The organism is Streptomyces sp. NPDC060064 (assembly GCF_042736455.1).
Lineage (GTDB): Bacteria > Actinomycetota > Actinomycetes > Streptomycetales > Streptomycetaceae > Streptomyces.
The window spans coordinates 229,155-251,758 of record NZ_JBHWWF010000001.1 but is presented as its reverse complement, the minus strand read 5'-3'; the positions used below and the strand labels follow the sequence as shown (position 1 = coordinate 251,758).

The following is a 22,604-nucleotide window of genomic DNA, read 5'->3' as shown; positions in this document are numbered from 1 at the left end:
CGTCACCACCTGCGGACTCATTCGACACTACTGCGGCAAGATCACCAACCGGACTCGCTGGTGAGGGGGACGCGATGGTGGCTTACTGGTGGTGAGGGCCAAAGCGACAGCTGACGCACGACTCGCTACGGCGTTCGCCGAGAGGCTGCGATCACGTGGCGTGGTTGCTAAAAGCAATGAGTTGGCCGGCCCGCCGATTCTGACGGTCTTGGCCGACCACGCCACGTATGTGTCTTTCCGAGGGCCCCTCGAAAGGTTGCCGCCTGTCGGAGCCCTGCGAGGGTTCCAGCGCGATAGATCAAGGGACGCACGCACATGACCTTTGTCGAGAAGCATCGATTCGCCGGCGGCCGGACTGAGCGCGATCTGATGAAGATCGCCTGGGAGGGCGAGCTTTTCGGTGTGGGGCTTTTTGAAACCTTGACCGAGATGTACCCCGATCATGCCGAGCAGTTCACGGCCTGCGCGACGATGGAATGGTTCAACGTCCACTACTGCGAGCCCTTCGGCCACGACGCCGGCGTGCACGTCACCCTGGAGCAGGCCGAGAAGCTGGGAAGGGAAGGAGCGGCGCTCGCGCGACGCCTCCACTCCTTCGAAAAGGTGGCCAAGCTGACGGCCGAAGAGACCCGAGAGGTCGATCCGCTGTACAAGCAGCTGGCCAAGGGTGCCCACACCCCTGAACTCAAGGCTCTCGCAGAGGACTTGCTCGAGCACGAGAACGCGATGCGGGACTGGCTCAAGTCCGAGTTGGACGGGAAATCCGACGGCGGCGCGAAGATATTCGACTACCTCGAACGTCACGGGATCTCGCGGGAAGAGGCTGTGACTCCGCGGAAGCTCAGGGAAGACGTGGGGGGAGACAAGCAGCACCTCGTACTCGCGTTCTTCCCTGACGAGGACGCCGCCGACCAGGCAGCTCATGCGCTGAGGAACTGGGAAAAGGCCAGCGAGTACATGAAAGTCGATGCGATCGGCGTTCTCGTCAAGGACACGCACGGCAACATCAAGGAGCACAAGCTGGGACGGAGGGCCGGGAAGAAGGGCATGGGGGTCGGCGTAGCCCTCGGCGTGATCGCGGCGATACCCACAGGCGGCCTCTCCCTGGTCGGGGGTGCGCTCGCGAGCGGGGTCGGAGGCGGGGTCATCGGCGAGTTCTTCCACAAAGGCCTCAAGATGACCGACGAGGACGTGGAGCGCATCGGCCGCGAGCTCGACGAAGGCCACGCAGCTGTTGGTGTGCTCACCTGGGACTTCGAGACGGAGGCCGTGGCAGAAAAGCTCAAGGAGCTGGGCGGAACACGCCAGATTCTTGAGGTGGCCAAGGTGGAGGCTGAGGACCAAGAGCCCACTGCAACCGCGACTCGACACGAGGCCTGAGGCGGCTGTCGGCCGCGCCGATCATCGATGCGGGCGCGGCTGGTGGGCTCCAGAGACCGGGCGACGTCTTTACGCGCGGCCCTGGGCCTCGGCGTCGGCGTCGGCGACGGCAATCGCGATGCCGAGCGCCTTGGCGATGTTGCCGGCTGCCATCATGACGCGAGCCGTGCCCACGATGGGGGCGATGGCGACCAGGACATCCTGCACCTTGTCAGCGGTCAGGCCGGCCTGGATGGCGGGGTCGATGTGGGCGACGTAGGAGATCGGCGGAGCGTCCGAGGCGGCGAGGGCCGCGATGCGGGTGACCATGAACATGTCCGGGGTCAGCCCGCACCGCTCAATCGAGTCGACCGTCATCGCGGCGAGGGTGTCCAGTACCGGGGTTTCAGATGCTGTGGCCATGGCGGGTCGTCTCCTGTTGGTGTCGTGACAAGGTCAGCGGCGGTAGTAGGGCTCCGCATCTCGGTGCAGCGTGTACTGCTCGACCGTAAGCCTGTTTCCCGCGGGTTGCCTGTCCAGGGGATCGTCGACGGTGGGGGCAAGCTCAGCGAGCCGCTCCCCGGGGCCCGACCGCGGACGCACACTGACAGGTCACCAGCGCCCCCACGAGAGCGGGATGCTGCACGAGCCCTCCCGGGCAGGTCGGACGGCACCCGGACCGGTCGTCGGTTGTTCCGGTTCCTCACCCGGCCATGCGGATGTCCGATCCGGTGCATGGCATCAGAATTGGCGTTATCTACCGTTTTTGCCGGATCGGAGACAGTCCATGAAGGACCTCAAGTTTGAGCAGAAGCGCTCGCTGTCACGCCTTGAGGCGGCTGATCAGCTCATGGCGCTCGCGGCCGCGCTGAGGGAAGGTGGGGAGGCCGAACTGGAAGTCGGCCCTGGGAAGTTGAGCCTGCGGATCCCCGACGACCTTCGCAGCGAGATAGAGGTCGAGGTCGGTAACGGGGAGATCGAGCTGGAGATCGAGTTCAAGTGGCCGACCGCACCGACCCGGACAGCGCCATCGCAGGCGGTGGCAGGCACACAAGAGGCCGCGAGGAGGCGGAAGAGCGTGCCTGCCAAGCCCGGGCGGAGCAGCACCGCCACCAGCAGGAGCAAGAGCACGAAGCGGTCCACCACAAAAACGCCCTGAGCCGCGTCAGGGCCCTCGGGCCAGCCACCACCGCCGAGCGGCAGGCCCGCGCCCAGGGCGATGAGGCTCGGCGGGTCACCCGGCGGTGATTCACCACCAGCTGATTACGGTGCTGATACCGAGACACATGAGCGCGAGGCAGACGATCAGGCCCGCCATGCATCCCAGCCCGAAGAGCGAGTCATGGACGGATCCCGGCTCGGTAGGTTCGTCAGCCCCGGAGCCCGCTTGATCCCAGTCCGCCGGTTTCCCCGAGGACTGCGATGCAGCGAGGCGTATCGCGGCCAGTTGCGCACGAGCGAAGGGAGTCTCCGCTGCCGCTTCCGAGCCACGCCAAGCCAGTGCCCGCATACGGTCGGCCGGGTGTCGGTAACGGGCTTCGAAGGCCGCCACCTCCTCGGGAGAGCGCCCGGCGTCGAGGTAACTCCAGCGGCCGGCTTGCGCCGACTCCCCGAACAGGCGATAGACGTCCGCGAGCCTGACGCGAAGGGAGAGGTCTGCGGGGAAAGAGGACACCAGCCCACGCAAACGCTGCCGTGCCACAGGAAGGCGGCCCGCCGCGAGGTCGGTGTCCACCTTGGCCAAGGTGTTCTCGATAGTCACGATTGGCCATGATTGCTTCCAACCACGGTGCGCGCCAAGGGTTTCCCGTGCAGGCCGGCCGATGGGCCCCGCCGTCCGCAGGAGGGGTAAGCGGGGCCCAGGGTGTCACCCGGGGAAGTCCAACCACTTGAGGCAGACCGTGGAGGACTTCGCCTCGTTCGTCACCCCGTTGACGGCGAACCGCACGGTGCCTCCGTAGGGGCCGCCGACGTATCCGGCTCCCCAGTCGTAGCAGTCCGGGACGGCCGCCGTGGGTCCGTAGCAGGCCCGCTGGGTGCCGGTGCTCAGCGTCATCTGCTCGCAGGAGGCGTTACCGAAGTCGCTGGAGATGGCACCGGAGACGGTGACGGCCTTGCCGGAATGGTTGTTTGCGACCAGGACGACCTGGGCGCGGCCCAAGTCGCTGACGACGAGACAGCCTTGGAAGGCCACCCCGCTGACCGCGGTGTGCGCCACGCTCTTCCCGCAGCTGGTGACCTTACCGACCAGCTGCCACTGCGGCGCGGCCACGGCCGTGCCGGAGCCCAGGATCACGCTGCCGAGCACGGCAGCCCCCGCCGCGACTGTCTTCAACACCTGACGCATGGCATCCCCCATCTGCATTACCGGTCATGAGATTCGAACTCTAGATCAATTCGGGGAGGGACGTGTCCCCTTTTGGGCAGGAACGGGGGCGGGATTCACGACCAACCTTGGGCCACGATTCCTCAGGTGGACACGTCCGCCCTTCGCTCACGGACTCTGTAGCGCGGCCATTTGCGCTGTGAACGTCGGGGCATCCAGATCAGGAGGACACTGGACGTATGGCCCTACCCAAAACGCATCGTTGCTCGACCTGCTCGGACGGTGCCGCGCAGGACACAGTCCTTCACGAGGACCTCGTCGTCGGAGCACCGCTGTCCATGGAGGATCTCACCGACGCGCAGCGCCTCGACCGGTTCGCCCGCAAGTATGCCCACGACGGTTGCCTTGTCAGAGAAGTCCGGCGGGTGCCGCACGACGGCTTGAGCGGCTACGCCTGGTCCGTCCGCTTCACCGAGAGTCCGTAACAAGTGGATCACCGGCCGCTCCCGGAACAAGCCTGTATCCACCGCTGACATCAACAACGGCGGAGCGGGTGTCGCCGGTTCGAATCCTGCCGGGAGCGCCAGCGAAAAGGCCACCTACCAACCTTGGTAGGTGGCCTTTGACATGTCTGACATCTATGACGGCGGTCACTCACGGCCGGACGCCTCTTGAGCAGCCGTTCCATGTGGTTGATGGCCCCGCGCTCCGTGTCCTGGCACCGCCCCGCCGCTCGGTCGTCTGTTGGCTGCCGACTGGGTGCCAAACGCATCCGAGAAGGAGAAAATCAGGGCCCAATCGGAGGACCTGCTTTCACCTCATCGGCTGCCATGGAGGCTTACCGGTAGGCCTATCGGCTTACCCGACAGGCCAGGCCCTTCCCAAGCTTGTAGCGTCAGTTCACAGACGCCGAGCTGCGCCGAATCGCCAAACCGATACTTACCAAACTTTACTGCGGATCAGATCGGGACAGGTCTACTGCCGTGTCCGGACCGATGGGCCGGAATTACAGAAAGGGAAGAATTGACTCTCAGCAAGATAGCTCCAAAAGTGACTTTAGGGCTATTTGTCGTAGCGGTCTCCGCTTCGGCCGTCGCTCCTGTTTCCACGGCAACCGTCTCCCATAAACCGCGGAATATACAACCCTCCCACGGGGCAGGGAGCATAAAATCCTCCCATGAGGCGCGGAGCATAAAATTCACATCCAAGCGGCTCAAGGGCGGGCTGATTGAATGCGCGTCCGAAAACCCCGGACTGGCAGCTTTCCTCACTCGAGACATAGCGAAGTCGCTGAAAAATCGTGCCAGTAAAGCCTCGGTGGTGCTGTACGACCGGACCACCCATACCTTCTGCACGTACGGCGCGGACAAGCACTACGACTCCGCGAGCATAGTCAAGCCGATAATATTGGGGGCTCTGCTCCTGGACAGAGGCGTCCACCTGTCCGAGGAAAAGCAGGACCTGGCGAGGCAGATGATCGTGAGCTCGGACAACGACGCGACGTACACCCTGTGGGACATCGTAGGCCCCAAAAATATCCAGAATTTCCTGGACAGGGCCGGAATGAAGAACACCGTCCTCGACGAAGCAGGCTTCATGGGCCTGACCCAGGTCACTGCACGAGACCAGGCCAAACTGCTTGAGCTGCTCACCGCCAAGGACAACTCGGTCCTGAACGCCGAAGAGCGCAGCTACATCCTGGGCCTCATGCGTGATGTGCAGGAGGATCAGCGGTGGGGAACTCCCGCCGCGGCTCCTTCGGATGCTGCCGTACAGGTCAAGAACGGGTGGCTTCAGCGTTCCGAGACCGGGCTCAAGAACCCCTGGGACCGCGGAGATTGGAAGGTCAACAGCATGAGTGCGATCACCGGCCGTGCCTACGACTACGGCCTCGTGGTCCTCACCGAGAACAACAGAGTTCCTGAAGGCGAGTCGCCGGAGGTGGGGTGGGACTACGGCATGGATACGGTTGAGGGCGTGGCAAAGGCCATCCACCATGACCTGTACCCGGACCACACTCCCCCGGCTACCGGCAATCCCAGCCTATGAGCAGTGCGCAGCAGGTAACTGCACCCGCGATTCAGACCGGGCGTTCGAAGATCAGTGACTGCGGAGAAAGCTGACGAACTCCTCGAACTCCACCTTGTTGGTGCGGGATACCCTCCGTTTGTCCCGGAGCGTCATGGGAATGTCCCCCACTTCCGCTCCGGCCAGCATCAAGGGGACGGCGACGCGGGACGAATCGCCGCTGAACTCGGCGTTGAGGATGGCCCCGTACTCGTTCTTGGTCCAGCCCCCCTTGGTCAGATTCTTGCTGATGCATGGAATAACAAAGTGGCTCGCCTGGAGGCCCGCATCGATCTTCTGGGTCACAAAGTCCCCAAAGCTTATCTGCTCACTGTCCAGCCAGTAGCTGATTCCCTTCTCGGCGAGGGCCGCCGCGATTCTCCCAACCTCCACAGCGTCCTCCTTCGAATGGCAGAGGAAGACGTCGTAAACGAATTCCCTTCCGCCAGGCTCGGCGACGGCCGGAGCGACGAAGGGCAACTGTGTACGCTCCACCACCACGGATTTCGCCAGCACGCCGGCGCTGTAGAGCCTGACCAATCCCGCATAGCCGGGGAAGGGCACGTGCGGGCAGTTGGCCAGCAGTTCGTACGTCCGCTCCCCGGTCCGGATCTCGCCACGCACCCGGCCGGAGAAGAACTCCAGCGAGAAGTGGTTGTAACCACGTGCCAGCACAACCGGCTCCGACAACTGGGCGACCGGGGTCAGCATGCCTTCCCGGAACACGCCAATCCGGGCAACGGTGGTGGCGGTGCCGGCCGTAACCTGCGGTGCCGTGTAGAAGGCCACGAAGGTCCAGTCCCGGTCCGCCCGACAGACCAGTCCCGCGCCTGTTCCCCAGCGCTCCGTGAGCCGTATGTCGGCGGACACACGCCCGTTGAGTACTGGCCCGGGCGCGAGGTCGGTGACGTAGGAAGCGGCGTATTCGCCTATACCACCGCCGTGACCGGTGAGCATTGTGGAAAGAGCCGTCCAGTCCCCGCTATGCGAGGGATGCCAGTCGTTCACGGAGCCTCTCGCGCTTCGTCTCCAGGTCGGCCCGGTTCGCGGGGAATCGTGGGATCAGCGCGTCGGCGACCCCGAGCGCACTCACCAGCAGGGTGATCTCCACGTCCTCGTCTGCCTCGCTCACAGCGTGCCAGCGCTGCTGTTTGCGTGCCCCCTCATGCATACGGCCCTTGCGCCAGACGTTGACCAGCCTCTTGACCTCGGGCTCGTCGAGATACTCCGCCACCAAGTCCCCGATCAGCAGTGACGTCTCGTTCATCTGACGCTGCTGGCGGAGGTTGCCCATCTCCACCCCCATACGCCCGATGCCGATCGCGGCGGCCTGGTCCCCGACCGCGAACTCGGCTTGCCGCATGCGAGCGATCTCGGCCGTCAGCATCTGCTTCATGCCGCTCAGGTCGCCCAACTCAAGGTCGTCGAGCAGCTTCTCGTCCGTGGTCTCGGCCCGGTACTGCTCCACCACGCTCTGTACCAGCGCGTGGACGGGAGTGGCGACCACCTCCGCCAGCGGGGCCAGTGCGACGACCTGGTCAGCGGCGGCGACCTGGCGGCTGTCGTCGTACAGGACCGCGCCGATGGTGAACTCCTCGCCGTCCAGCCGCGTCGGGTCGATCTGCAGCCGGACCGCGAAATTGAACGTGTCCTGCCCCTTCAGGGGGCGCAGAGCGTAGCGCGAGCGACGAGGGACCTTGCGCAGGGAGTTCAGTTCCTGACTCATGCTCACGCCGGGTGGCAGGGTCAGCTCGACCCTGGGGCGGTCGACCACGACGCTGAGGGCACCGCGGAACTCCTCCTCCAGGATGTTGTCGATGCCGGTTTCGCTGATGTACCAGAACCGGCCGCCGGAGGCGCTGGCGATCGCCTCCAGCAGGTCCTCCTGAAAGTCGTTGCCGATCCCGATCGTCGAAGTGCTGATGCCTTCGTCGCGGGCGCGTGAGGCCACCACGGCAAGGGCGGCCTTCTTGGTCTCCCCCGCGTTCGCCATGCCGTCCGAGAGCAGGATCAGTCGGCCGTAGTGTTTCTCCGTCATATAGCTCTGGAGCTCCAACAGCCCCTGGTACCACCCCAAGGACAGATTGGTGGAACCTCTCGGCTGAATCGCGTTGAGCCGCTCCTCCACCTCGGCCTTGGGCGTCTGTGGATTGATGACCACCAGGGTTTCGTAGTCGAACACGACTACGGTGAAAAGATCGTCGCCGGTGATTCGCCGGAAGATGTCGCCACAGCTCCGCTTGGCGATTTCCAGCTTGCCCTGGTCGGCCATGCTGCCGCTGCGGTCGATGACCAGGCACAGGTTCATCGCGCCGCCGGTCCGGTCGGCGTCCTCGGCGGCGCGGCACCTGACCTCGACCACGATGTCGAACTCGGTGACCTCGTCGTTCCGGGCGGCGGGCCGCTCCGGTAACACCAGGATTTCGATGGGTTGATCGTTCATATCCTCCCCCTTCGCGGCGCCAGGGAATCACATCCGAGAACCGGCGGGGGCATTATCGGACGTATCTTTACCCAAGCGGGTGTCGCTGGTTCGAATCCTGCCGGGGCGCCAGCGCAAGGACCCTCAGCCGATCACGGCCGAGGGTCTTTGACATTCGCTCAGGACTTGCCGAGCGCGAGTCGCGGACCCCCCGATCCGGATGCCCAACCATGGATAGGTGTGATTGGAGAACACATTGTCCTGCGATTGCAGTCCTACCGCCGAGGGCCACAACTGGAAGGCCGCAGCATTGGAGATCCCGCCGTGCAATCGCCGCCGGACCCGCCCGAAGTCCCGTCCGGACGGAGCATCTGTGATCGTGTCGGTCCACTCGACCGCGTAACTGCCCTGGTCGAGAGTGCCCCACGGCGAGGTCGTCCTCGCCTGGCCGACCGTGCCGAGGCTGCCCTGGTAGATCTCGGGGTAGGTGATGGGGTCCAGGCCGAACGGATTGACGGTGGAACAGACGTCGGGCTGGACCTGATGATCACAACAACGGCTGACGCCACACGAGCACCGCCCACTTCTCTCCGCTTCCGTACGATCACGGGATCTGGGCGCACGAACACTGCGAACAGCCACACTGTCCCGCCGGTACAGGCCTATGGTCGGCCGCATGAGTCAGTACGCCACAGCGATTCAGGACGCGGCACAGGAACAGGACCACTTCGGCCCGAGCGGCCATGACATCCGTCAGCCCGTCCGCGTGCACGCGGTTCACTGGCCCGACCCCGGCGGCACCGGCTGGGAAGAGGCCAGGACGATGTGCGGACGGCCCACGGTCGGTATGGAGAAGGCCGTGCACACGGCTCCCTATCCCACCATCTGGCATGCGCCCAGATGGGATCAGTTGAAGTGCGGCACCTGCGACGAAGCAGTGCGGAACGCCACGCACGACTGATGCCCACGACTGATGCCCACGAGTGCGGACTGCGGGCCCCGACTCACCTGTCAGGCCCGGCAGTCCGCTCTCATCTGGGCCGCCGCGTGGTGTGCGCCCCCGCGTTGGTCGCTGCCCCAGTCCTTGCCGCGGTCCACGAGCTGCACCGTGAGCTGCTGATTGAGGACCGGGATCTTCTCCACGATCAGGCCGCGGCCCCGCAGTGACGTCTGGTCGATCTCGAAGGACTTGATCGCGCTGTCCTGGTCGGCGGGATCGGCCAGCACCGTGTACGTCGTCGGATCGCCCGCCACATCGCGGTCGCGCTCGCTCTCGGGGATGGCGACGGACACCGAGCAGGTCGCGTATCCACTGCCCACGTACCAGGACCAGGTCGCCGTGCCCCCGCTGTCCTTGGTCGGACTGCCCGACATGGGGACTGCACTGAAGCTGCCGTCGCAGCCGTCACCCTTGTGACCGCCGGTGTACACCGTGTACCAGCCGTCGTCGCCGTCGCTGAAGCGGCCGCGCTCCTGGTAGCCGCCGCCGCCGGTGCAGCCGGGCCCCGCCCAGGCGGAGTACGAAGGGCGGTGGACGTTCTGCGGGGGCTTCGGCTTCTTCTCGCCCTGGGAACCGCCGGGGCTCGGCGACGGCGAGCCCGTCGGTGACTCGGAGGGGGCGCCGGGCAGCGCCGTGGGCTCGATGCGCTGCGGGGCGCCGCCGAAGTCGCCGCGGTCGAAGTCGGAGTCGGAGGCACCGCCGGACGCGTCCGCCCCGGCTTGTTCCGAGTCGCCTCCGTACAGCGAGACCGCCGTGACCACCAGGGTGAGTGCCATCAGCACAACTCCGCCGACCAGCAGGATCTTTCCGGTTCGGGAGAGGAGGGAGACGCGTCCTGCCAGCGTGTCGCGGGCCTCCCGCGCCCCGCTCAGGGTCCGGCCTCTGGCACCAGCCACTCTGCCTCCTGTGCACTCCGGGCATGGCATCCCGGGCTGCGACATCCTGCCGTCGTCGCCGCCGCATCGTTCGCATGCCGTGTCACACCTGCACCACTGGACCAACCGCGCGGTATGACAAGGGTGTCCACTATGCATCAGCGGAACGGGACGAGGTAGGTGTTAACGGCGGTAAGGGGTCAGCGGAGTTCGTCGGGACAGGCCGTACCGCGCGGTAGCTGGTACGGAGCAGCCAGGCGGTACAAACCCGGTGCGGGCGCGAGCAGTTCGGTCCACTCGTCGCCGTCCACGTCCTTCTGCGCCTTCAGCAGACAGCCGTTGGGATTGACGAAGGTCTTGCGCCCGCTCGAACGCGCCTTCGACTCGTCCGTCTCCTGCGGGCCCTTCACCTTCTTGCCCTGCTCGTCGACGATGCTCAGCCACGGCGAGTAGGGGACCCGGATCAGCACCCGGCCCGCCGTCCTCACCTGGATCGTGAGCTCACCCGCGCCCGCGTGTTCCACGGCGGCCGGCGGGTCGGCCAGCGGCATCGGGTTCTTCACCGCGAACAGCTGCCAGTTCCCGTCACCCCAGAGCCGCGTCAGATACGGCTGGCCCGCACGCACCAGTTCCGCCTCCTGCTTCGCGCCGCTGGAGTCCGGCGCCCCCTTCGGCAGCACGACATAGTGGACCGCCCACCGGTCCAGCCAGGCGCGGTAGCCGGCCGAGGTCAGCGTCTTCTCCTCGTCGTAGAAGAGCGGATTGCGCTTCATGTCCGCCTGCCGGTTCCAGCCGCGGGCCAGATTGACGTACGGAGCGAGGGCGGACGCCTCCCGGTGGCTGCTGGCGGGCACGACCTCGACCCGGCCACGCTCCGCGCGGAGCCCCTGGAGCCGGTCGACCAGCGGCGCGAGCTCACGGTTCCAGGACGCCGTCGGGGCCGTACGCACCATGTCGTCGACGCCCTTGAAGCCGATCCAGAAGTTCAGGCCCAGGAAGGCGATCACGAGCGCGTACCACTTGCGGGAGCTCGGCACGGTGTACGGCAGCGCAGCAAGCAGCACCACGCCCGCGAAGAGCATCGGGAGCCGGGACACGTTCGACCCGATCTGGGACTCGAACACCCAGGTGAGCAGGGTGCCGACGCTGTAGACGGCCGCGCCGGTGCGTACGGTGCGCCACTCCTTCGGTACGAGGACGAGGACAAGGACTCCGAAGAGGAACGGCAACGAGGTCGACCAGAACGACATCGGCTGCGTACCGGAGAAGGGGAACAACCAGGCGGAGAGCGCCACGACCAGGACCGGGGCGACGCCGACGGCGTACGCACCGGGGCGGCGCTTGTTCAGGAACAGCGCCGCCGCGACGACGCCGAGGAAAAGCCCGGCGACCGGGCTCGACGCGGTGGCGAGCCCGGCGAGCGGGGCCGCGACGGCCGCCTTCGCCCAGCGTTTGTGGCGCCAGCGGTACGGCCAGCAGAAGACCGCGGCGACCGCGCCGAGGGCGAACATCATGCCGAGACCGAAAGTCACCCGGCCCGAGAGCGCGTTGCAGAAGAAGGCGAAGATTCCGGCGAGCGAGCAGGCAACGGGATTACGGACGGCGCGGACGCGGACCAGGATGAGCGCGGTCAGGGCGGCCGAGACCGTACCGGCGATCATCATCGTCGAGCGGACGCCGAGCAGCGACATCAGATACGGCGAGACGACGCTGTACGAGACCGGGTGCATTCCGCCGTACCAGGCGAGGTTGTACGCGGAGTCGGGGTGCCGGCCGACGAACTCGGCCCAGGCGTCCTGGGCCGCGATGTCGCCGCCGCTGTTCGCCAGGAAGAAGAACCAGAGCAGATGGGTGAGCGCGGCGAGTGCGGTCGTGAGGAGCACGGGGTGACGCGTGAGCCGGTCGCGGAGATCGGCGATGGGACCGGGGTCGGCAGCGGATTCCGGACCGGGGCCGGGCAGGGGCGGGCGTATTCGCAGCCCGGTGTCGGGGCTGCTGCCGTCCGCCTGTGTCGGCTCAGCGGTGGTCACTGCGGCTCTCCCCGTCTTCCCCGGCTGTGCGGTTGTCCCCCGGCCTGCCAACCTCCGACGTGCTCCAGCTGACGTTCCGTGCAGACGTCCGTCCGGACTTCCGTCCTGACGTTCCATGCTCAAGGACGCTGTCCCGGCGCCCAGAAGTTGCCCCGGGACGCTAACACGCGGGCGTCCCGGGATCCCGGGACGCCCGCGCGCCCGGTGCAGCCCTAGCCGAGGCGGGTCAGCTTGTCGCCCAATCCAGGCTCCACCAGGTCCTGCTGGAGCGCGACCGGTGCGGTGACCTTGCCCGTGCCGGAGCCGACGGAGACCTGGCCGACGACGTCGCCCGCCTTCGCGGAGTGCGGGAGCGCCTTGCCGCTGTCGCTGATCGCGATCTGGACCTTGAGGCCGCCCCAGCCGACCGCCTTGAGCTCCTTGGTGGCGACGACGGCCGTCCGGCCGCCGAGGCCGTTGTCGACGTAACCGACGACATCGCCCTTCTTGACGACGGTCGCGGAGGTGACGCCCTTCTGGGCGGCCTTGATCATGGCGATGCTGTAGTCGATCGCCAGGTTCAGCTTGTCGTCGAGAATGGTGGCCTTCTGGGCGCCCATGGCGACACCGACGATGCGGCGTACCTTGCCGTCGACCTCGACGTTGGCGGACCAGAGCAGATTGCCGCCCGCCGGGGTGGAGGAGCCGGTCTTGATGCCGCCCACTCCCTCCTCCAGCAGGGCCTTGTCGTTGTTGTTGCGGATCGTCCCGTCGATGCCGGGGACCGTGGTCAGCGTCGTGTCCACGATCCCCCGGAACACATCGTTCTGCATGACCGCCTTGGCGAGCTTGAGCTGGTCCTGCGGGGTGGACACGGTGGTGGCCTTCAGGCCGCTCGGGTCCGTGTAGGTCGAGTTGGTCATGCCGAGGTCCTTGGCCGCGTCGTTCATCTTCTTGACGAACTCGGCCTCGGTCTTTGCGTCCCAGCGGGCGAGCAGGCGCGCGGCGTTGTTGCTGGAGGGAATCATCAGCAACTGCAGCATCTGCTTCTCGGTGAACTGCTGTCCCTTCGAGAAGTTCGCCCGCGACTCGTCGTGGTTGTTCGACTCGTCCGCCGCCTGCTGGTCGACGGTGATCTTCGGACCGACCTCTTCGCCCTTGAGCGGGTGGTCCCGGAGGATCACGTACGCCGTCATCGTCTTCGCAACGCTCGCGAGCGGTGCGGGTTTCTGGGCGCCGTATGTGCCGATGCTGCCGACGCCCTCGACCTCGACGGCGCCCTGACCCTCGTCCGGGAACGGCAGGCTGAGCGGGCCGCCCTTGAAGGTGAACGTGGGCTCCGCGGAGAGCGCGAGTGACGGCTCCGGGAGCGGACGTACGGCCTGTACGACCGCAAAGACGATCAGGAGCAGCAGAACCAGCGGCGTCCAGATCTTGACCCGCCGCACGACGGTACGGACCGGGGTCTGTGGCGGGGGCGGGGTGTTCGTCAGCTCGGCGAGCAGATCGAGCGGCGGCAGCGGGGGCATGGGCTGCTGCCTGGTCCGCTCGGCCTCGGTGAGCGCGGCGGGTGCGGCCGGGGTGGTTGACGCGGGGTTGGTTGCGGCGGGAGCGGCTGCCTGGGGCTTGGCCGCGGCGGGATCCCGTACGTCATCGGCCCGCAGGGGTACGAACGTGCTGGAGCGCGGGACATCGGCCTCGGGCTTGGGCTTGGGCTTGGGCCTGGCCGCCGGTGGCACCTTGAGCGCGGTGGTGGGCTGATCGACGACAGGCCGACGGGGTGTCTTGAACACGGCGGTGGGCTGATCGACCGTGCGCTTGGGGGCGGCGGGGGCGGCCTGGTCCGCGGGCGTGGCGCCCTTTGCTTCCGCAGATCCGGCGCCCTTGGCGGGTGCCGGCTCGGCAGCGCCGCCGGTACCGGTGTCCGTGCCTGACGGGACCTCGACTTCGCCGGCAGGCGCGGGCACGGCCTCCGACTTCGCGGCCTCGGAGCCCGAGCCTTCGGAGCCCGCGCCTTCGGAGCCCGCGGGCTCCGGCTCGGCCGTCGCGTCCGAACCGGTCTCGTCGTCGGAGGTCTCCGCGTCGCCCTGACCCGACGGCGCCGAAGCGGCAGCCTCGTCGGACGGTGCGGCCTGCGATGCAGGCTTCGCAGCGTCGGAGGCCGAGCCTTCGGCGCCCGAGTCTTCGGCGCCCGCGGGCTCCGGCTCCGTGGACGTGCTCGAACCCGGTTCGTCCTCCGAGGCCTCCCCGTCGTCCTGACCCGACGGCACCGAGGCCGCAGCCTCGTCAGCAGGCTCGGACTCGGACACGGACGTGTCCTCGTCCCGCGCCTCCACCTCCGCATCGGCATCCGCTTCGGCGGCGTCATCGTCGGCCTCGGAGGCCGAGCCTTCGGCGCCCGCACGCTCCGGCTCGGCGGACGCGCCCGAACCCGCCTCGCCGTCCTGACCCGACGAACCCGAGAGGGCAGCCTCGTCCTGGCCCTCGTCCTCCGCCGGAGACTCGGCCTCGTCCGCGGCCGCAGGCTCCCGCTCCGCAGCCGCGCCGGAACCCGCCTGCTCGCCCGAGAGCCCCTCAGACGCATCGCCCGACCCCGGAGCCGGAACCGGCGCCTCCGCGGCCTCAGAGGGCGCCTCCGCGTCCGCCGACGCACCCTCGTCGTCCGCGCTCGCCACCCACGCCGCCACCGCGGCCCGCAGCCTCGCGTCGTTCTCCGCCGAGCCCGACTCCGTGCCCCGCTCCGTGTTCGCCGGCGCAGACGGTTCGGGCGGCATCTTGAAGACCGCCGTCGGCTGGTCCGCTCCGGGAGCGGCAGCCCCCGGGGACGCCTGGCGGAACACGGCAAGCCGCGGGTCACGTTCACCCGAAGTCGTCTCCCCCGACGACTTCCGCTGCTCCGACTTGTCGGGGGACTCGCCCGCCACCGTGCCTCCTCCATGAGTCATGCGTCATGTGTCATGCGTATGCCATGCGTACGCATTGTCGGGCGCCGTTCAGGCGACAGCCCGTGTTGTCCGAACCATCTACCAGTGTCCTGTGTGAGAGGACAGCCCCCGCGCATAGACGAGAACGACATACCTGCCGGTTCCCGTACGAAGTGCCCAGGCGCTCTCGACAGACCAATGTGAGAGGGGTCACCCTGTCATTCATCCACGCGGGGAGGCATGGATGGGCAGGAGCCGCAGAACACTTCCGGAAGAGCTTCTGCTGCTCGCTCTGGACCCGACCACGGGTACCACAGCGCAGCCGCAGTCGCTCGACCTCGGCCTGGCCGGAGCCCAGCTAGTAGAGCTGGCTCTGGCAGGACGGATAGCCCCGGACGGGGATCGTATCGCCGTGGTGATGCCACGGCCGACCGGAGATCCGACTCTGGACTCCGCACTGGAGTTGCTGCGCCGACGCGGCAGTCCGGTACGGGCGGTCCATTGGATTGGCGGGCCCCGACTGGGGCTGCGCCAGATTTACCTCTCGCATCTGGAGCGGTGCGGCATGGTGCATGCCGTGGCGGGCCAGATGTGCGGAGTGCTGCCGACAACTCGCTACCAAGCGACGGACACGGCGATCAGCCGGGACATCAGGGCCCGGCTGGACAGTGCGATCCGCACCGGTGTACCGCCGGACCCGCGGACCGCGGCGCTCGCTGCGCTGGCCCACGCGGTCGGACTCGGCAAGCACTTGTACCCCGGGAACGAAGGGCGTTCCTCGAGGTCCCGTCTGCGGGATCTCATCAGGCACGACCCCATGGGCGGACTCGTGGCGCACGCCGTGATGGACGTCCAGAACGGTGCGGCCGCTCAGCCCCGCCGCAATCCCGCCGCCCCGGGCGGCAGTCGCCAGCCGGCGGCCGTATCGATGCAACCGCGCCACGGGAGCATGGACCGCGTCGCCGCGCACTAACCGCACCACAAACCGCACTACAAACCGCACTACAAACCGCACTACAAACCGCACCAAAAGTCGCACCGTGCACACCGCACAGCCGCCGCATCGACGTCCCCAAGACCCGGTCCGGGAGCCGCACAAGACGCGCGGGGCAGCAGAAACGCTGCCCCGCGCGTTCCCGCGTGTAGCCATTTGCCAGCGCAGCCACGACCATTGGTGGCAGTCTGCTGAGCGGTAGATACGCACAGCTACGCAGCCGGAGGTGCAGTTTCCGTGGCGTCCAACGTCAACCCCACCGTCAGGCGACGCCGTTTGGGCCAGGAGCTGCGCCGGCTCCGGGAACTCAAGGGCATGACGGCCGAAGAGGTGGCGGAGCGCCTGCTCGTCTCCCAGTCGAAGATCAGCCGTCTCGAGAACGGCCGCCGCTCGATCAGCCAGCGCGATGTCCGCGATCTGTGCGGCGTGTACGAGGTCGAGGACCACCGGATCGTCGACTCGCTGATGCAAATGGCCAAGGACTCGCGTCAGCAGGGCTGGTGGCACGCCTTCGGCGACATCCCGTACAGCGTCTACATCGGCCTGGAGACCGACGCGGCGAGCCTGCGGGTGTACGAGCCCCAGGTCGTCCCGGGACTTCTGCAGACCCGGCAGTACGCCGAGGCACTGATCGCCGGTGCGCTGCCCGAGAGCGGGACCACCGATATCGAGAAGCGGGTCAGCGTCCGGCTGCGCCGCCAGGAGCGGATCAACGACGCCGAGCATCCGCTGCGCCTGTGGGTGGTGGTCGACGAGGCCGCGCTGCGCCGTCTGGTCGGCGACAAGCAGCTGATGCGCGAGCAGCTCGAGTATCTGGTGGAGCTGTCCCAGCTGCCGCATGTCACCGTGCAGGTGCTGCCCTTCGAGATGGGCGCCCACCCCGGCATCAACGGCCAGTACGCGATCCTCGAGTTCCCCGACGCCTCCGATTCGAGCGTCGTCTACATCGAGGGCGTGACCAGTGACTTGTACCTGGAGAAGGCCAACGATGTGCAGAAGTACAGCGTCATGTACGAGCATCTGCGCGCGCAGGCCCTGAATGTGGACCAGACCCGACAGTTCATCGCGGACATCGCGAAGGACTACGCCCGCTGAGTGGCTTCGCAAGGCGCTTCGGCGGCGAGGGGGACCGCACAGTACACCCCCACCACCTCGCGGCGGAAGAGTCGCCTGGGATATGCCATCCGGTCGAGTGAATGGCCGCCTCGCGCACCCACTGCGGCGAGTAGCGTCGATCACGCCAGCAAGAACGTTGGCGCGAATCACACCACTTGCTGAAGCGGAGCAGACATGGCAATCACTCAGGGCGCCACGGAGACCTGGACGAAGTCCTCGTACTCCACGGGAAACGGCGCATGCGTAGAGGTCAAGTCCCCCATCGTGCAGGCGATTGCCGTGCGGGACTCCAAGGTGCCCGCCGGCCCGACGATCACCTTCGTCCCCGAATCCTGGAACGCGTTCGTGAACGAAGTGGGTCAGGGCGCGTTCGATCTCGGCCGATAACCGCGCCGAGGCGCGCCCCGAGCAGGACAGCACCCCAACGCACCACAGAGCACCACGGACATGAGCCCTCTCGACTGGTCCGCCGTCCCGGCCGAGGGGGCTCGGCCATGCCCCCACTGCCATCCCCTCCCCCACCGGCTGCTGTCTCGGCGCGGTTGCCTCAGCCACCGGCTGCCGTCTCAGCGCGGTTGCCTCAGCGCAGTTGATCGACGTAGCGGTCGGTACCCGGGACCGTCGGAATGAAGGGAGCCACCAACTCCACCCGCCCCAGCCCCGATTCGACGACCGCTGCGTCGAGACCGGCGAACGCAGGCTCCCAGCGCTCCCTCGGGTCCTCCTCGAGGAACCACAGCAGCGTCAGCCGGGTGTCCACACCCTCCACCTGCTTCACATAGGTCATCCGGTCGCCCGGCAGTGGTGTCGGCCGGAAGACGGTCACCATCGCCGCGGGAGAGCCCGCCAGCCGCTTCGGCAGATGCTTGGCACGCAGCCACTCCAGCAGCTCCGCCCGCTGCTCGGGCCCGTCCGCATCGATCACCTCGACCACCAGGCCGGCGTACGGGTGGTCCAGCGCGTGGTAGTCGCGCGGCCCCGCCGCCCCGTCCCGGTAGACGGTCGCCTCATGGTCCTGGAAGGCCGTGAAGACATGCGTACGGTCCTGGTGGACCCTTCCGTCGCGGTTCAGCCGCTTGTTGATCCCCACGGTCCACTTCATATGGTCCGCGTAGCGGCCGTCGGTGATCCAGTACGTGGAGATGTAGCAGCCCGCGGTCACCGGCTGGGCCACCGCCGACTTCTCCGGGTAGCGCAGCCGCTGCAGCTCCCTGGTGGCGACCCAGCGCCGCCCGGCGTACATCCAGGGCATCGCCATCGCGCCCGCGTAGTAGTGGTCGTCCTCGTACCAGCGGTTGTACGCGTACTCATGGCCTGGATGCGGTTCGACCATGGTGATCAGGGCGTGGCCGGGGCGCACCCCGTACGGGCCGACGCCCGCCAGTTCCGCGTACACCTCACTGCGCGTGCCTTCGCCGCGCGTGCCTTCGCCGTGCGTGTCCTCGCTCACGATGCCCTCTCCCCTTCCTTCCTCTTCCTTCCGCCGACGCAGGGACCTACTCTGACGCCCCGTCAGAAGAACTGCCATAGCCGGGAGGGCCTTGATGTTGCTCAAGGGGAAGACCGTCATCGTCTCCGGGGTAGGAGCCGGTCTCGGCCATCAGATCGCCGCGACGGTCGTACGGGACGGGGGCAACGCGGTCCTCGGTGCGCGCACCGCGGCGAATCTCGTGAAGTCGGCCGAGGAGATCGACCCCGGCGGCACACACACCGCGTACCGCGCCACGGACATCACCGACGAGGCGCAGTGCGACGCGCTGGCCGCGCTCGCCGTCGAGCGCTTCGGGCGGATCGACGCCGTCATCCATGTCGCCGCCTGGGACAGCTACTTCGGGGGTCTGGCGGACGCGGACTTCGAGACCTGGCACGGAGTCATCGACGTGAACCTGCTGGGCACACTGCGGATGACCCGCGCCTGTCTGCCGGCGCTCAAGGAGCGGGGCGGCTCGGTCGTCATCATCGGTACGCAGTCGGCGGTGGCCGCGCCCTCACAGGTGTGGCAGGCGGCGTACGCGGCGTCAAAGGGGGCGCTCACCTCGGCGATGTACTCGCTGGCGCGCGAGCTCGGCCCGGACCGGATCCGGGTGAACACAGTGCTGCCGGGCTGGATGTGGGGGCCGCCGGTGCAGGCGTACGTCCAGTTCACGGCACACACCGAGGGGGTGCCGGAGCCCGAGGTGCTCGGGCGGCTCACCGAGCGGATGGCACTGCCCGAACTGGCCACCGACGGGGACGTGGCGGAGGCCGCGACCTTCCTCGCCTCCGACCGGGCCCGGGCGATCACGGGCCAGTCGCTTCTGGTCAACGCGGGCGAGCTGATGCGGTGACGATGCGATAGCGCCGTCGGCGCTCAACCCCCTTCCCCTCCAGGACCCTTCGACCGGCCGCACGGGCAAATCACCGCCGTGCGGCCTTTTTCACCCCTCTCAGATTCATGAATATGAACAGAGGTCATTAACTCGAACGTTTTTACTTGCCTTTGACTCGTCGAGTCGTTGTCGTGGCCGCGCCCATGGACACACCATGAACGGCGTTCACAAGGCGGACCCCAGGAGGGGGCACATGAACAGTCTCGACTGGACCGTGCTCATCGGTTACTTCGGTGTGATGGTCGCGATCGGCCTCTGGTCGCACAAGCGCGTTGACAACGTCAGCGACTTCTTCACCGCCGGCGGCAAGATGCCGTGGTGGCTCTCGGGCATCTCGCACCACATGTCCGGCTACAGCGCGGTGATGTTCACCGGCTACGCGGGCATCGCCTACAAGTACGGTGTCACGTCCTTCGTGACCTGGTCCCTCCCGATCGCCATCGGCATTTTCATCGGCGCCAAGCTCTTCGCGCCGCGCCTGAACCGGCTGCGGTCCAAGCTCCATGTCGCCTCGCCGCTCGAATACCTGAAGAACCGGTACAACCTGAAGACGCAGCAGGCCCTGGCCTGGTCCGGCCTGCTGCTGAAGATCGTGGACGTCGGCGCCAAATGGGCCGCCATCGCCACCCTGCTCTCCGTCTTCACCGGCATCTCGCTACACCAGGGCATCCTGATCACCGGCATCATCACCGGCATCTACTGCACGATCGGCGGCCTCTGGGCCGACGCCCTGACCGAGCTGGGGCAGTTCATCATCCAGCTGCTGGCCGGTCTCGCGATGCTCATCGCGGTCATGGGCAAGCTCGACGGCTTCAGCACGCTGTGGACGGTCTGGGACAAGCCGGAGCTCCAGGGCCACGCCGACGCGACCGCCGGACCGTACACGGTCACGTTCCTGCTGGCGTTCCTCTTCATCAAGACCTTCGAGTACAACGGCGGCATGTGGAACCAGGCGCAGCGCTACATGGCGACCGCCAACGCCCGCGAGGCCACCCGCTCGGCGCGGCTCTCCGCCATCCTGTGGTTCGTCTGGCCGCTGGTCCTCTTCTTCCCCATGTGGTGCGCGCCGCTGCTCATCGAGGCGAAGAAGCCGGACGCCTCCGACTCGTATGCGCTGATGACCGAGCAGCTGCTGCCGCACGGTCTGCTGGGCCTGGTCATCGTGGGCTTCTTCTCGCACACCATGGCCATGTGCTCCTCCGATGCCAACGCCATCTCCGCGGTCTTCACCCGGGACATCGCACCGGTGCTCTCCAAGAAGGCCAGGAGCTGGTCGGATCGGGCCGGGCTGATCGCGGCCCGGCTGTCGACGATCTCCTTCCTGGCGCTGTCGATGGCCATCGCGACGCAGGTCAACTCGCCCACGTTCAAGGACATCATCACCGTCGTGATCAAGTGGGTGGCGGGTCTGATGGGCCCGATCGCGATTCCGTTCATGCTGGGTCTGCTGCGTCCGTTCCGTAAGTCGGGACCGACCGCGGCGCTCACCAGCTGGGCGGCGGGCCTGATCGCCTTCTTCTTCCTCAACTACGAGATCGACGGTACGGCCAGGACCGATGTGGCCCTGCAGTACCAGGTCTCCGTACCGCTCGCGATCTCGCTGGTGCTCTACATCTCGATCGGCTTCCTCAAGCCGGAGGACACCCCCGAGCGGGACGCGGTCATCGCCCGGATCAACACGGACGACGACGGTCCGGACGCGGGGCTCACCGCCCGGGCCGTGCCGGCGCCGGCGGAGCCCGCCGACGCGAAGGTGCTGGGCCGCGAGGGCGCGGACGGCTGACGTACACCGGTACGCAGGAGGGCCCGGCTCCCGTGGGGGACTCGGGCCCTCCTGCGTACTCGGGCCGTCCTGCGTACGGGCCGTCCCGCGTACCGAGGTCAGGTTCGCGGGTAGCGGGCCAGCCAGCCGGGTGCGGTCACCGTGGGGCCGTGCAGGGCCGGGCCCTGCGTCATCTCCATCGCGAAGTCGTCGGCGAGCTCCAGGATGGTGGCGCGGCCCTCCAGTTCGGAGAGCCAGGCGGGCGGCAGTGCGGTCTCGCCGTGCAGCGCTCCGAGCAGTGAGCCGGTCAGCGCGCCGGTGGTCTCCGAAGGGCCGTCGTGGTTCACGGCCAGGCGCAGGCCGTGCCGGATGTCCTCGCCGACAAGAGCGCAGTAGACGGCGATGGCGAGGGCGTCCTCGGCGTTGTGGCCGTCGCCGATGGAGGCGATCCTGGCGGGGCTCGGTATGCCCTGGCGTACGGCGCCGAGCGCGTGCTTGAGGCCGTCCGTGACGGGCTGGTGGCCGGGGCGCGAGGCCAGCTGGGCCATGGCGCGCTGCACGGAGCCGTCGAGGGTCTCGCCGCGGGCCAGACCGTGCACGATGACGGCGAGCGCGCCGGCGGAGAGATACGCGGTCGGATGGCCGTGGGTCTGGGCCGCGCACTCCACGGCGAGCTGGCACACCAGCTGCGGCTCCCAGCCGACGAGCAGTCCGAACGGCGCGGAGCGCACCAGCGCGCCGGCGTCGCGCGCGGAGGGGTTCTTGGGTGCTTCGAGCGTGCCCATGTTCTCGTCGCCGAGCCCGGTGAGACAGGCCGCCGCGGGTACGCGGCGGGTGTAGAGCCACTCCTCGCGGGCGAGCCAGCCATTGTCCTTGCGGCGCTCGTCCGGGCCCCAGTGGCGCTGGGTGGCCGCCCATCTCAGATGTGCGCGGTGCACATCGGTGGGCGGGTGCCAGGCGCCGGTGTCACGGCGCACCTGGGCGCGTATCAGCCCGTCGACGGTGAAGAGGGTCAGCTGGGTGGCGGAGGTGACGGCGCCGCGGCGGCCGTGGGCGGGCACGAAGTCGCTGACGGCCTCCGGGCCGTGAGCTTCGCGTATCTCCTCGATGGTGAGCGCGGAGACTCCCGCGCCGAGCGCGTCGCCGATGGCGCCGCCGAGCAGGGCCCCGCGCACCCGCGCACGGAAGTCCTGCTGCTCGGCACGGCCCCAGACGGCCGTGGCTGCTGCGCTCACCGCGCGTTCCTCCCTGGGCTCCCCAACGTCGAACATATGCCTGGCGCAGCACTGTAATCGACCCGGATCGGTCGGTTCAGAGGCCGGAACGGGATCGCCACGGTATGTGGACAGAAGGGCTTCTGGTCTGCTTTGCACCCTTTGTC

The 22,604-nt window shown here is 67.6% G+C and carries 20 protein-coding genes and 1 tRNA gene; 11 read left to right on the top strand and 10 right to left on the bottom strand.

Features of this window, described 5'->3' with window-relative positions; all coding sequences use genetic code 11:
- Positions 1-315: 315 nt before the first annotated feature.
- Positions 316-1,380 (top strand): DUF1269 domain-containing protein, encoded by a 1,065-nt coding sequence (locus ACFWDI_RS01210; RefSeq protein ID WP_385300597.1) that lies wholly within the window; start codon positions 316-318, stop codon positions 1,378-1,380.
- Between the two features lie 69 nt (positions 1,381-1,449).
- Here the strand turns inward: ACFWDI_RS01210 and ACFWDI_RS01205 are convergent, their stop codons facing one another.
- Positions 1,450-1,782, bottom strand: a complete 333-nt coding sequence (locus tag ACFWDI_RS01205) for a carboxymuconolactone decarboxylase family protein (protein ID WP_385300596.1) — start codon at positions 1,780-1,782, stop codon at positions 1,450-1,452.
- A 364-nt stretch (positions 1,783-2,146) separates the two neighbouring features.
- Between ACFWDI_RS01205 and ACFWDI_RS01200 the strand changes: the two genes are divergently transcribed.
- Positions 2,147-2,518 carry an amphi-Trp domain-containing protein gene (locus ACFWDI_RS01200; RefSeq protein ID WP_385300595.1) on the top strand — a complete coding sequence of 124 codons (372 nt, stop codon included), beginning with the start codon at positions 2,147-2,149 and terminating at the stop codon, positions 2,516-2,518.
- A 90-nt stretch (positions 2,519-2,608) separates the two neighbouring features.
- Here ACFWDI_RS01200 and ACFWDI_RS01195 read toward each other — a convergent pair whose 3' ends face one another.
- Together ACFWDI_RS01195 and ACFWDI_RS01190 are read right to left on the bottom strand one after the other, a co-directional pair.
- On the bottom strand, positions 2,609-3,121 hold the full coding sequence (locus ACFWDI_RS01195) for a DUF6584 family protein (protein ID WP_385300594.1): 513 nt from the start codon (positions 3,119-3,121) through the stop codon (positions 2,609-2,611).
- A gap of 105 nt (positions 3,122-3,226) precedes the next feature.
- A complete protein-coding gene (locus ACFWDI_RS01190; protein ID WP_385300592.1) occupies positions 3,227-3,706 on the bottom strand; it encodes a hypothetical protein in 480 nt (159 codons plus the stop codon).
- A 218-nt stretch (positions 3,707-3,924) separates the two neighbouring features.
- Between ACFWDI_RS01190 and ACFWDI_RS01185 the strand changes: the two genes are divergently transcribed.
- The 3 genes from ACFWDI_RS01185 to ACFWDI_RS01175 all read left to right on the top strand — a co-directional run bounded on the left by ACFWDI_RS01185 (position 3,925) and on the right by ACFWDI_RS01175 (position 5,734).
- On the top strand, positions 3,925-4,170 hold the full coding sequence (locus ACFWDI_RS01185) for a hypothetical protein (RefSeq protein ID WP_385300590.1): 246 nt from the start codon (positions 3,925-3,927) through the stop codon (positions 4,168-4,170).
- Positions 4,171-4,187: 17 nt separating this feature from the next.
- A tRNA-Ser gene (locus ACFWDI_RS01180) sits at positions 4,188-4,271 on the top strand.
- A 731-nt stretch (positions 4,272-5,002) separates the two neighbouring features.
- Entirely contained in the window at positions 5,003-5,734 is a 732-nt protein-coding gene (locus tag ACFWDI_RS01175) for a serine hydrolase (protein ID WP_385300589.1), read from the top strand.
- A 51-nt stretch (positions 5,735-5,785) separates the two neighbouring features.
- On the opposite strand, the gene ACFWDI_RS01170 is transcribed toward ACFWDI_RS01175, so the two are convergent.
- Both ACFWDI_RS01170 and ACFWDI_RS01165 read right to left on the bottom strand, forming a co-directional pair.
- Complete coding sequence (locus ACFWDI_RS01170) at positions 5,786-6,760, bottom strand: toll/interleukin-1 receptor domain-containing protein (RefSeq protein ID WP_385300587.1); 975 nt, start codon at positions 6,758-6,760, stop codon at positions 5,786-5,788.
- Positions 6,735-8,195, bottom strand: coding sequence for a VWA domain-containing protein (locus ACFWDI_RS01165; RefSeq protein ID WP_385300586.1), 1,461 nt, complete (start codon positions 8,193-8,195; stop codon positions 6,735-6,737). The genes ACFWDI_RS01170 and ACFWDI_RS01165 overlap by 26 nt, the downstream gene beginning before the upstream one ends.
- A gap of 655 nt (positions 8,196-8,850) precedes the next feature.
- On the opposite strand from ACFWDI_RS01165, the gene ACFWDI_RS01160 reads away from it, so the two are divergent.
- Positions 8,851-9,135 (top strand): hypothetical protein, encoded by a 285-nt coding sequence (locus tag ACFWDI_RS01160; RefSeq protein WP_385300585.1) that lies wholly within the window; start codon positions 8,851-8,853, stop codon positions 9,133-9,135.
- Between the two features lie 50 nt (positions 9,136-9,185).
- On the opposite strand, the gene ACFWDI_RS01155 is transcribed toward ACFWDI_RS01160, so the two are convergent.
- The 3 genes from ACFWDI_RS01155 to ACFWDI_RS01145 all read right to left on the bottom strand — a co-directional run bounded on the left by ACFWDI_RS01155 (position 9,186) and on the right by ACFWDI_RS01145 (position 15,003).
- Positions 9,186-10,070 carry an adhesin gene (locus tag ACFWDI_RS01155; protein WP_385300584.1) on the bottom strand — a complete coding sequence of 295 codons (885 nt, stop codon included), beginning with the start codon at positions 10,068-10,070 and terminating at the stop codon, positions 9,186-9,188.
- A gap of 179 nt (positions 10,071-10,249) precedes the next feature.
- Entirely contained in the window at positions 10,250-12,079 is a 1,830-nt protein-coding gene (locus tag ACFWDI_RS01150) for an MFS transporter (protein WP_385300583.1), read from the bottom strand.
- Between the two features lie 212 nt (positions 12,080-12,291).
- Positions 12,292-15,003, bottom strand: a complete 2,712-nt coding sequence (locus tag ACFWDI_RS01145; RefSeq protein WP_385300582.1) for a serine hydrolase — start codon at positions 15,001-15,003, stop codon at positions 12,292-12,294.
- 223 nt (positions 15,004-15,226) lie between these two features.
- On the opposite strand from ACFWDI_RS01145, the gene ACFWDI_RS01140 reads away from it, so the two are divergent.
- The 3 genes from ACFWDI_RS01140 to ACFWDI_RS01130 all read left to right on the top strand — a co-directional run bounded on the left by ACFWDI_RS01140 (position 15,227) and on the right by ACFWDI_RS01130 (position 17,479).
- The gene (locus ACFWDI_RS01140; RefSeq protein WP_327324260.1) at positions 15,227-15,955 is read left to right on the top strand and encodes a GPP34 family phosphoprotein; all 729 of its coding nucleotides are present in this window, start codon (positions 15,227-15,229) and stop codon (positions 15,953-15,955) included.
- A 258-nt stretch (positions 15,956-16,213) separates the two neighbouring features.
- Positions 16,214-17,071, top strand: coding sequence for a helix-turn-helix domain-containing protein (locus ACFWDI_RS01135; protein WP_385300581.1), 858 nt, complete (start codon positions 16,214-16,216; stop codon positions 17,069-17,071).
- A gap of 195 nt (positions 17,072-17,266) precedes the next feature.
- Positions 17,267-17,479 carry a DUF397 domain-containing protein gene (locus ACFWDI_RS01130; RefSeq protein ID WP_362681390.1) on the top strand — a complete coding sequence of 71 codons (213 nt, stop codon included), beginning with the start codon at positions 17,267-17,269 and terminating at the stop codon, positions 17,477-17,479.
- Between the two features lie 193 nt (positions 17,480-17,672).
- Here the strand turns inward: ACFWDI_RS01130 and ACFWDI_RS01125 are convergent, their stop codons facing one another.
- Positions 17,673-18,542, bottom strand: coding sequence for a hypothetical protein (locus ACFWDI_RS01125; protein ID WP_385300580.1), 870 nt, complete (start codon positions 18,540-18,542; stop codon positions 17,673-17,675).
- 94 nt (positions 18,543-18,636) lie between these two features.
- On the opposite strand from ACFWDI_RS01125, the gene ACFWDI_RS01120 reads away from it, so the two are divergent.
- Together ACFWDI_RS01120 and ACFWDI_RS01115 are read left to right on the top strand one after the other, a co-directional pair.
- Positions 18,637-19,419, top strand: a complete 783-nt coding sequence (locus ACFWDI_RS01120) for an SDR family oxidoreductase (protein WP_385300578.1) — start codon at positions 18,637-18,639, stop codon at positions 19,417-19,419.
- A 235-nt stretch (positions 19,420-19,654) separates the two neighbouring features.
- A complete protein-coding gene (locus ACFWDI_RS01115) occupies positions 19,655-21,244 on the top strand; it encodes a sodium:solute symporter family protein (protein ID WP_385300577.1) in 1,590 nt (529 codons plus the stop codon).
- A gap of 98 nt (positions 21,245-21,342) precedes the next feature.
- Here ACFWDI_RS01115 and ACFWDI_RS01110 read toward each other — a convergent pair whose 3' ends face one another.
- Complete coding sequence (locus ACFWDI_RS01110; RefSeq protein ID WP_385300575.1) at positions 21,343-22,458, bottom strand: ADP-ribosylglycohydrolase family protein; 1,116 nt, start codon at positions 22,456-22,458, stop codon at positions 21,343-21,345.
- Positions 22,459-22,604: the final 146 nt, after the last annotated feature.

Excerpts from the sequence above, each read along its gene's own strand:
- ACFWDI_RS01190 (WP_385300592.1), bottom strand. The coding sequence starts at position 3,706 with ATGCGTCAGGTGTTGAAGACAGTCGCGGCGGGGGCTGCCGTGCTCGGC.
- ACFWDI_RS01205 (WP_385300596.1), bottom strand. The coding sequence starts at position 1,782 with ATGGCCACAGCATCTGAAACCCCGGTACTGGACACCCTCGCCGCGATG.
- ACFWDI_RS01145 (WP_385300582.1), bottom strand. The coding sequence starts at position 15,003 with ATGACTCATGGAGGAGGCACGGTGGCGGGCGAGTCCCCCGACAAGTCG.
- ACFWDI_RS01165 (WP_385300586.1), bottom strand. The coding sequence starts at position 8,195 with ATGAACGATCAACCCATCGAAATCCTGGTGTTACCGGAGCGGCCCGCC.
- ACFWDI_RS01160 (WP_385300585.1), top strand. The coding sequence starts at position 8,851 with ATGAGTCAGTACGCCACAGCGATTCAGGACGCGGCACAGGAACAGGAC.
- ACFWDI_RS01115 (WP_385300577.1), top strand. The coding sequence starts at position 19,655 with ATGAACAGTCTCGACTGGACCGTGCTCATCGGTTACTTCGGTGTGATG.
- ACFWDI_RS01185 (WP_385300590.1), top strand. The coding sequence starts at position 3,925 with ATGGCCCTACCCAAAACGCATCGTTGCTCGACCTGCTCGGACGGTGCC.
- ACFWDI_RS01200 (WP_385300595.1), top strand. The coding sequence starts at position 2,147 with ATGAAGGACCTCAAGTTTGAGCAGAAGCGCTCGCTGTCACGCCTTGAG.
- ACFWDI_RS01210 (WP_385300597.1), top strand. The coding sequence starts at position 316 with ATGACCTTTGTCGAGAAGCATCGATTCGCCGGCGGCCGGACTGAGCGC.
- ACFWDI_RS01120 (WP_385300578.1), top strand. The coding sequence starts at position 18,637 with ATGTTGCTCAAGGGGAAGACCGTCATCGTCTCCGGGGTAGGAGCCGGT.
- ACFWDI_RS01130 (WP_362681390.1), top strand. The coding sequence starts at position 17,267 with ATGGCAATCACTCAGGGCGCCACGGAGACCTGGACGAAGTCCTCGTAC.
- ACFWDI_RS01140 (WP_327324260.1), top strand. The coding sequence starts at position 15,227 with ATGGGCAGGAGCCGCAGAACACTTCCGGAAGAGCTTCTGCTGCTCGCT.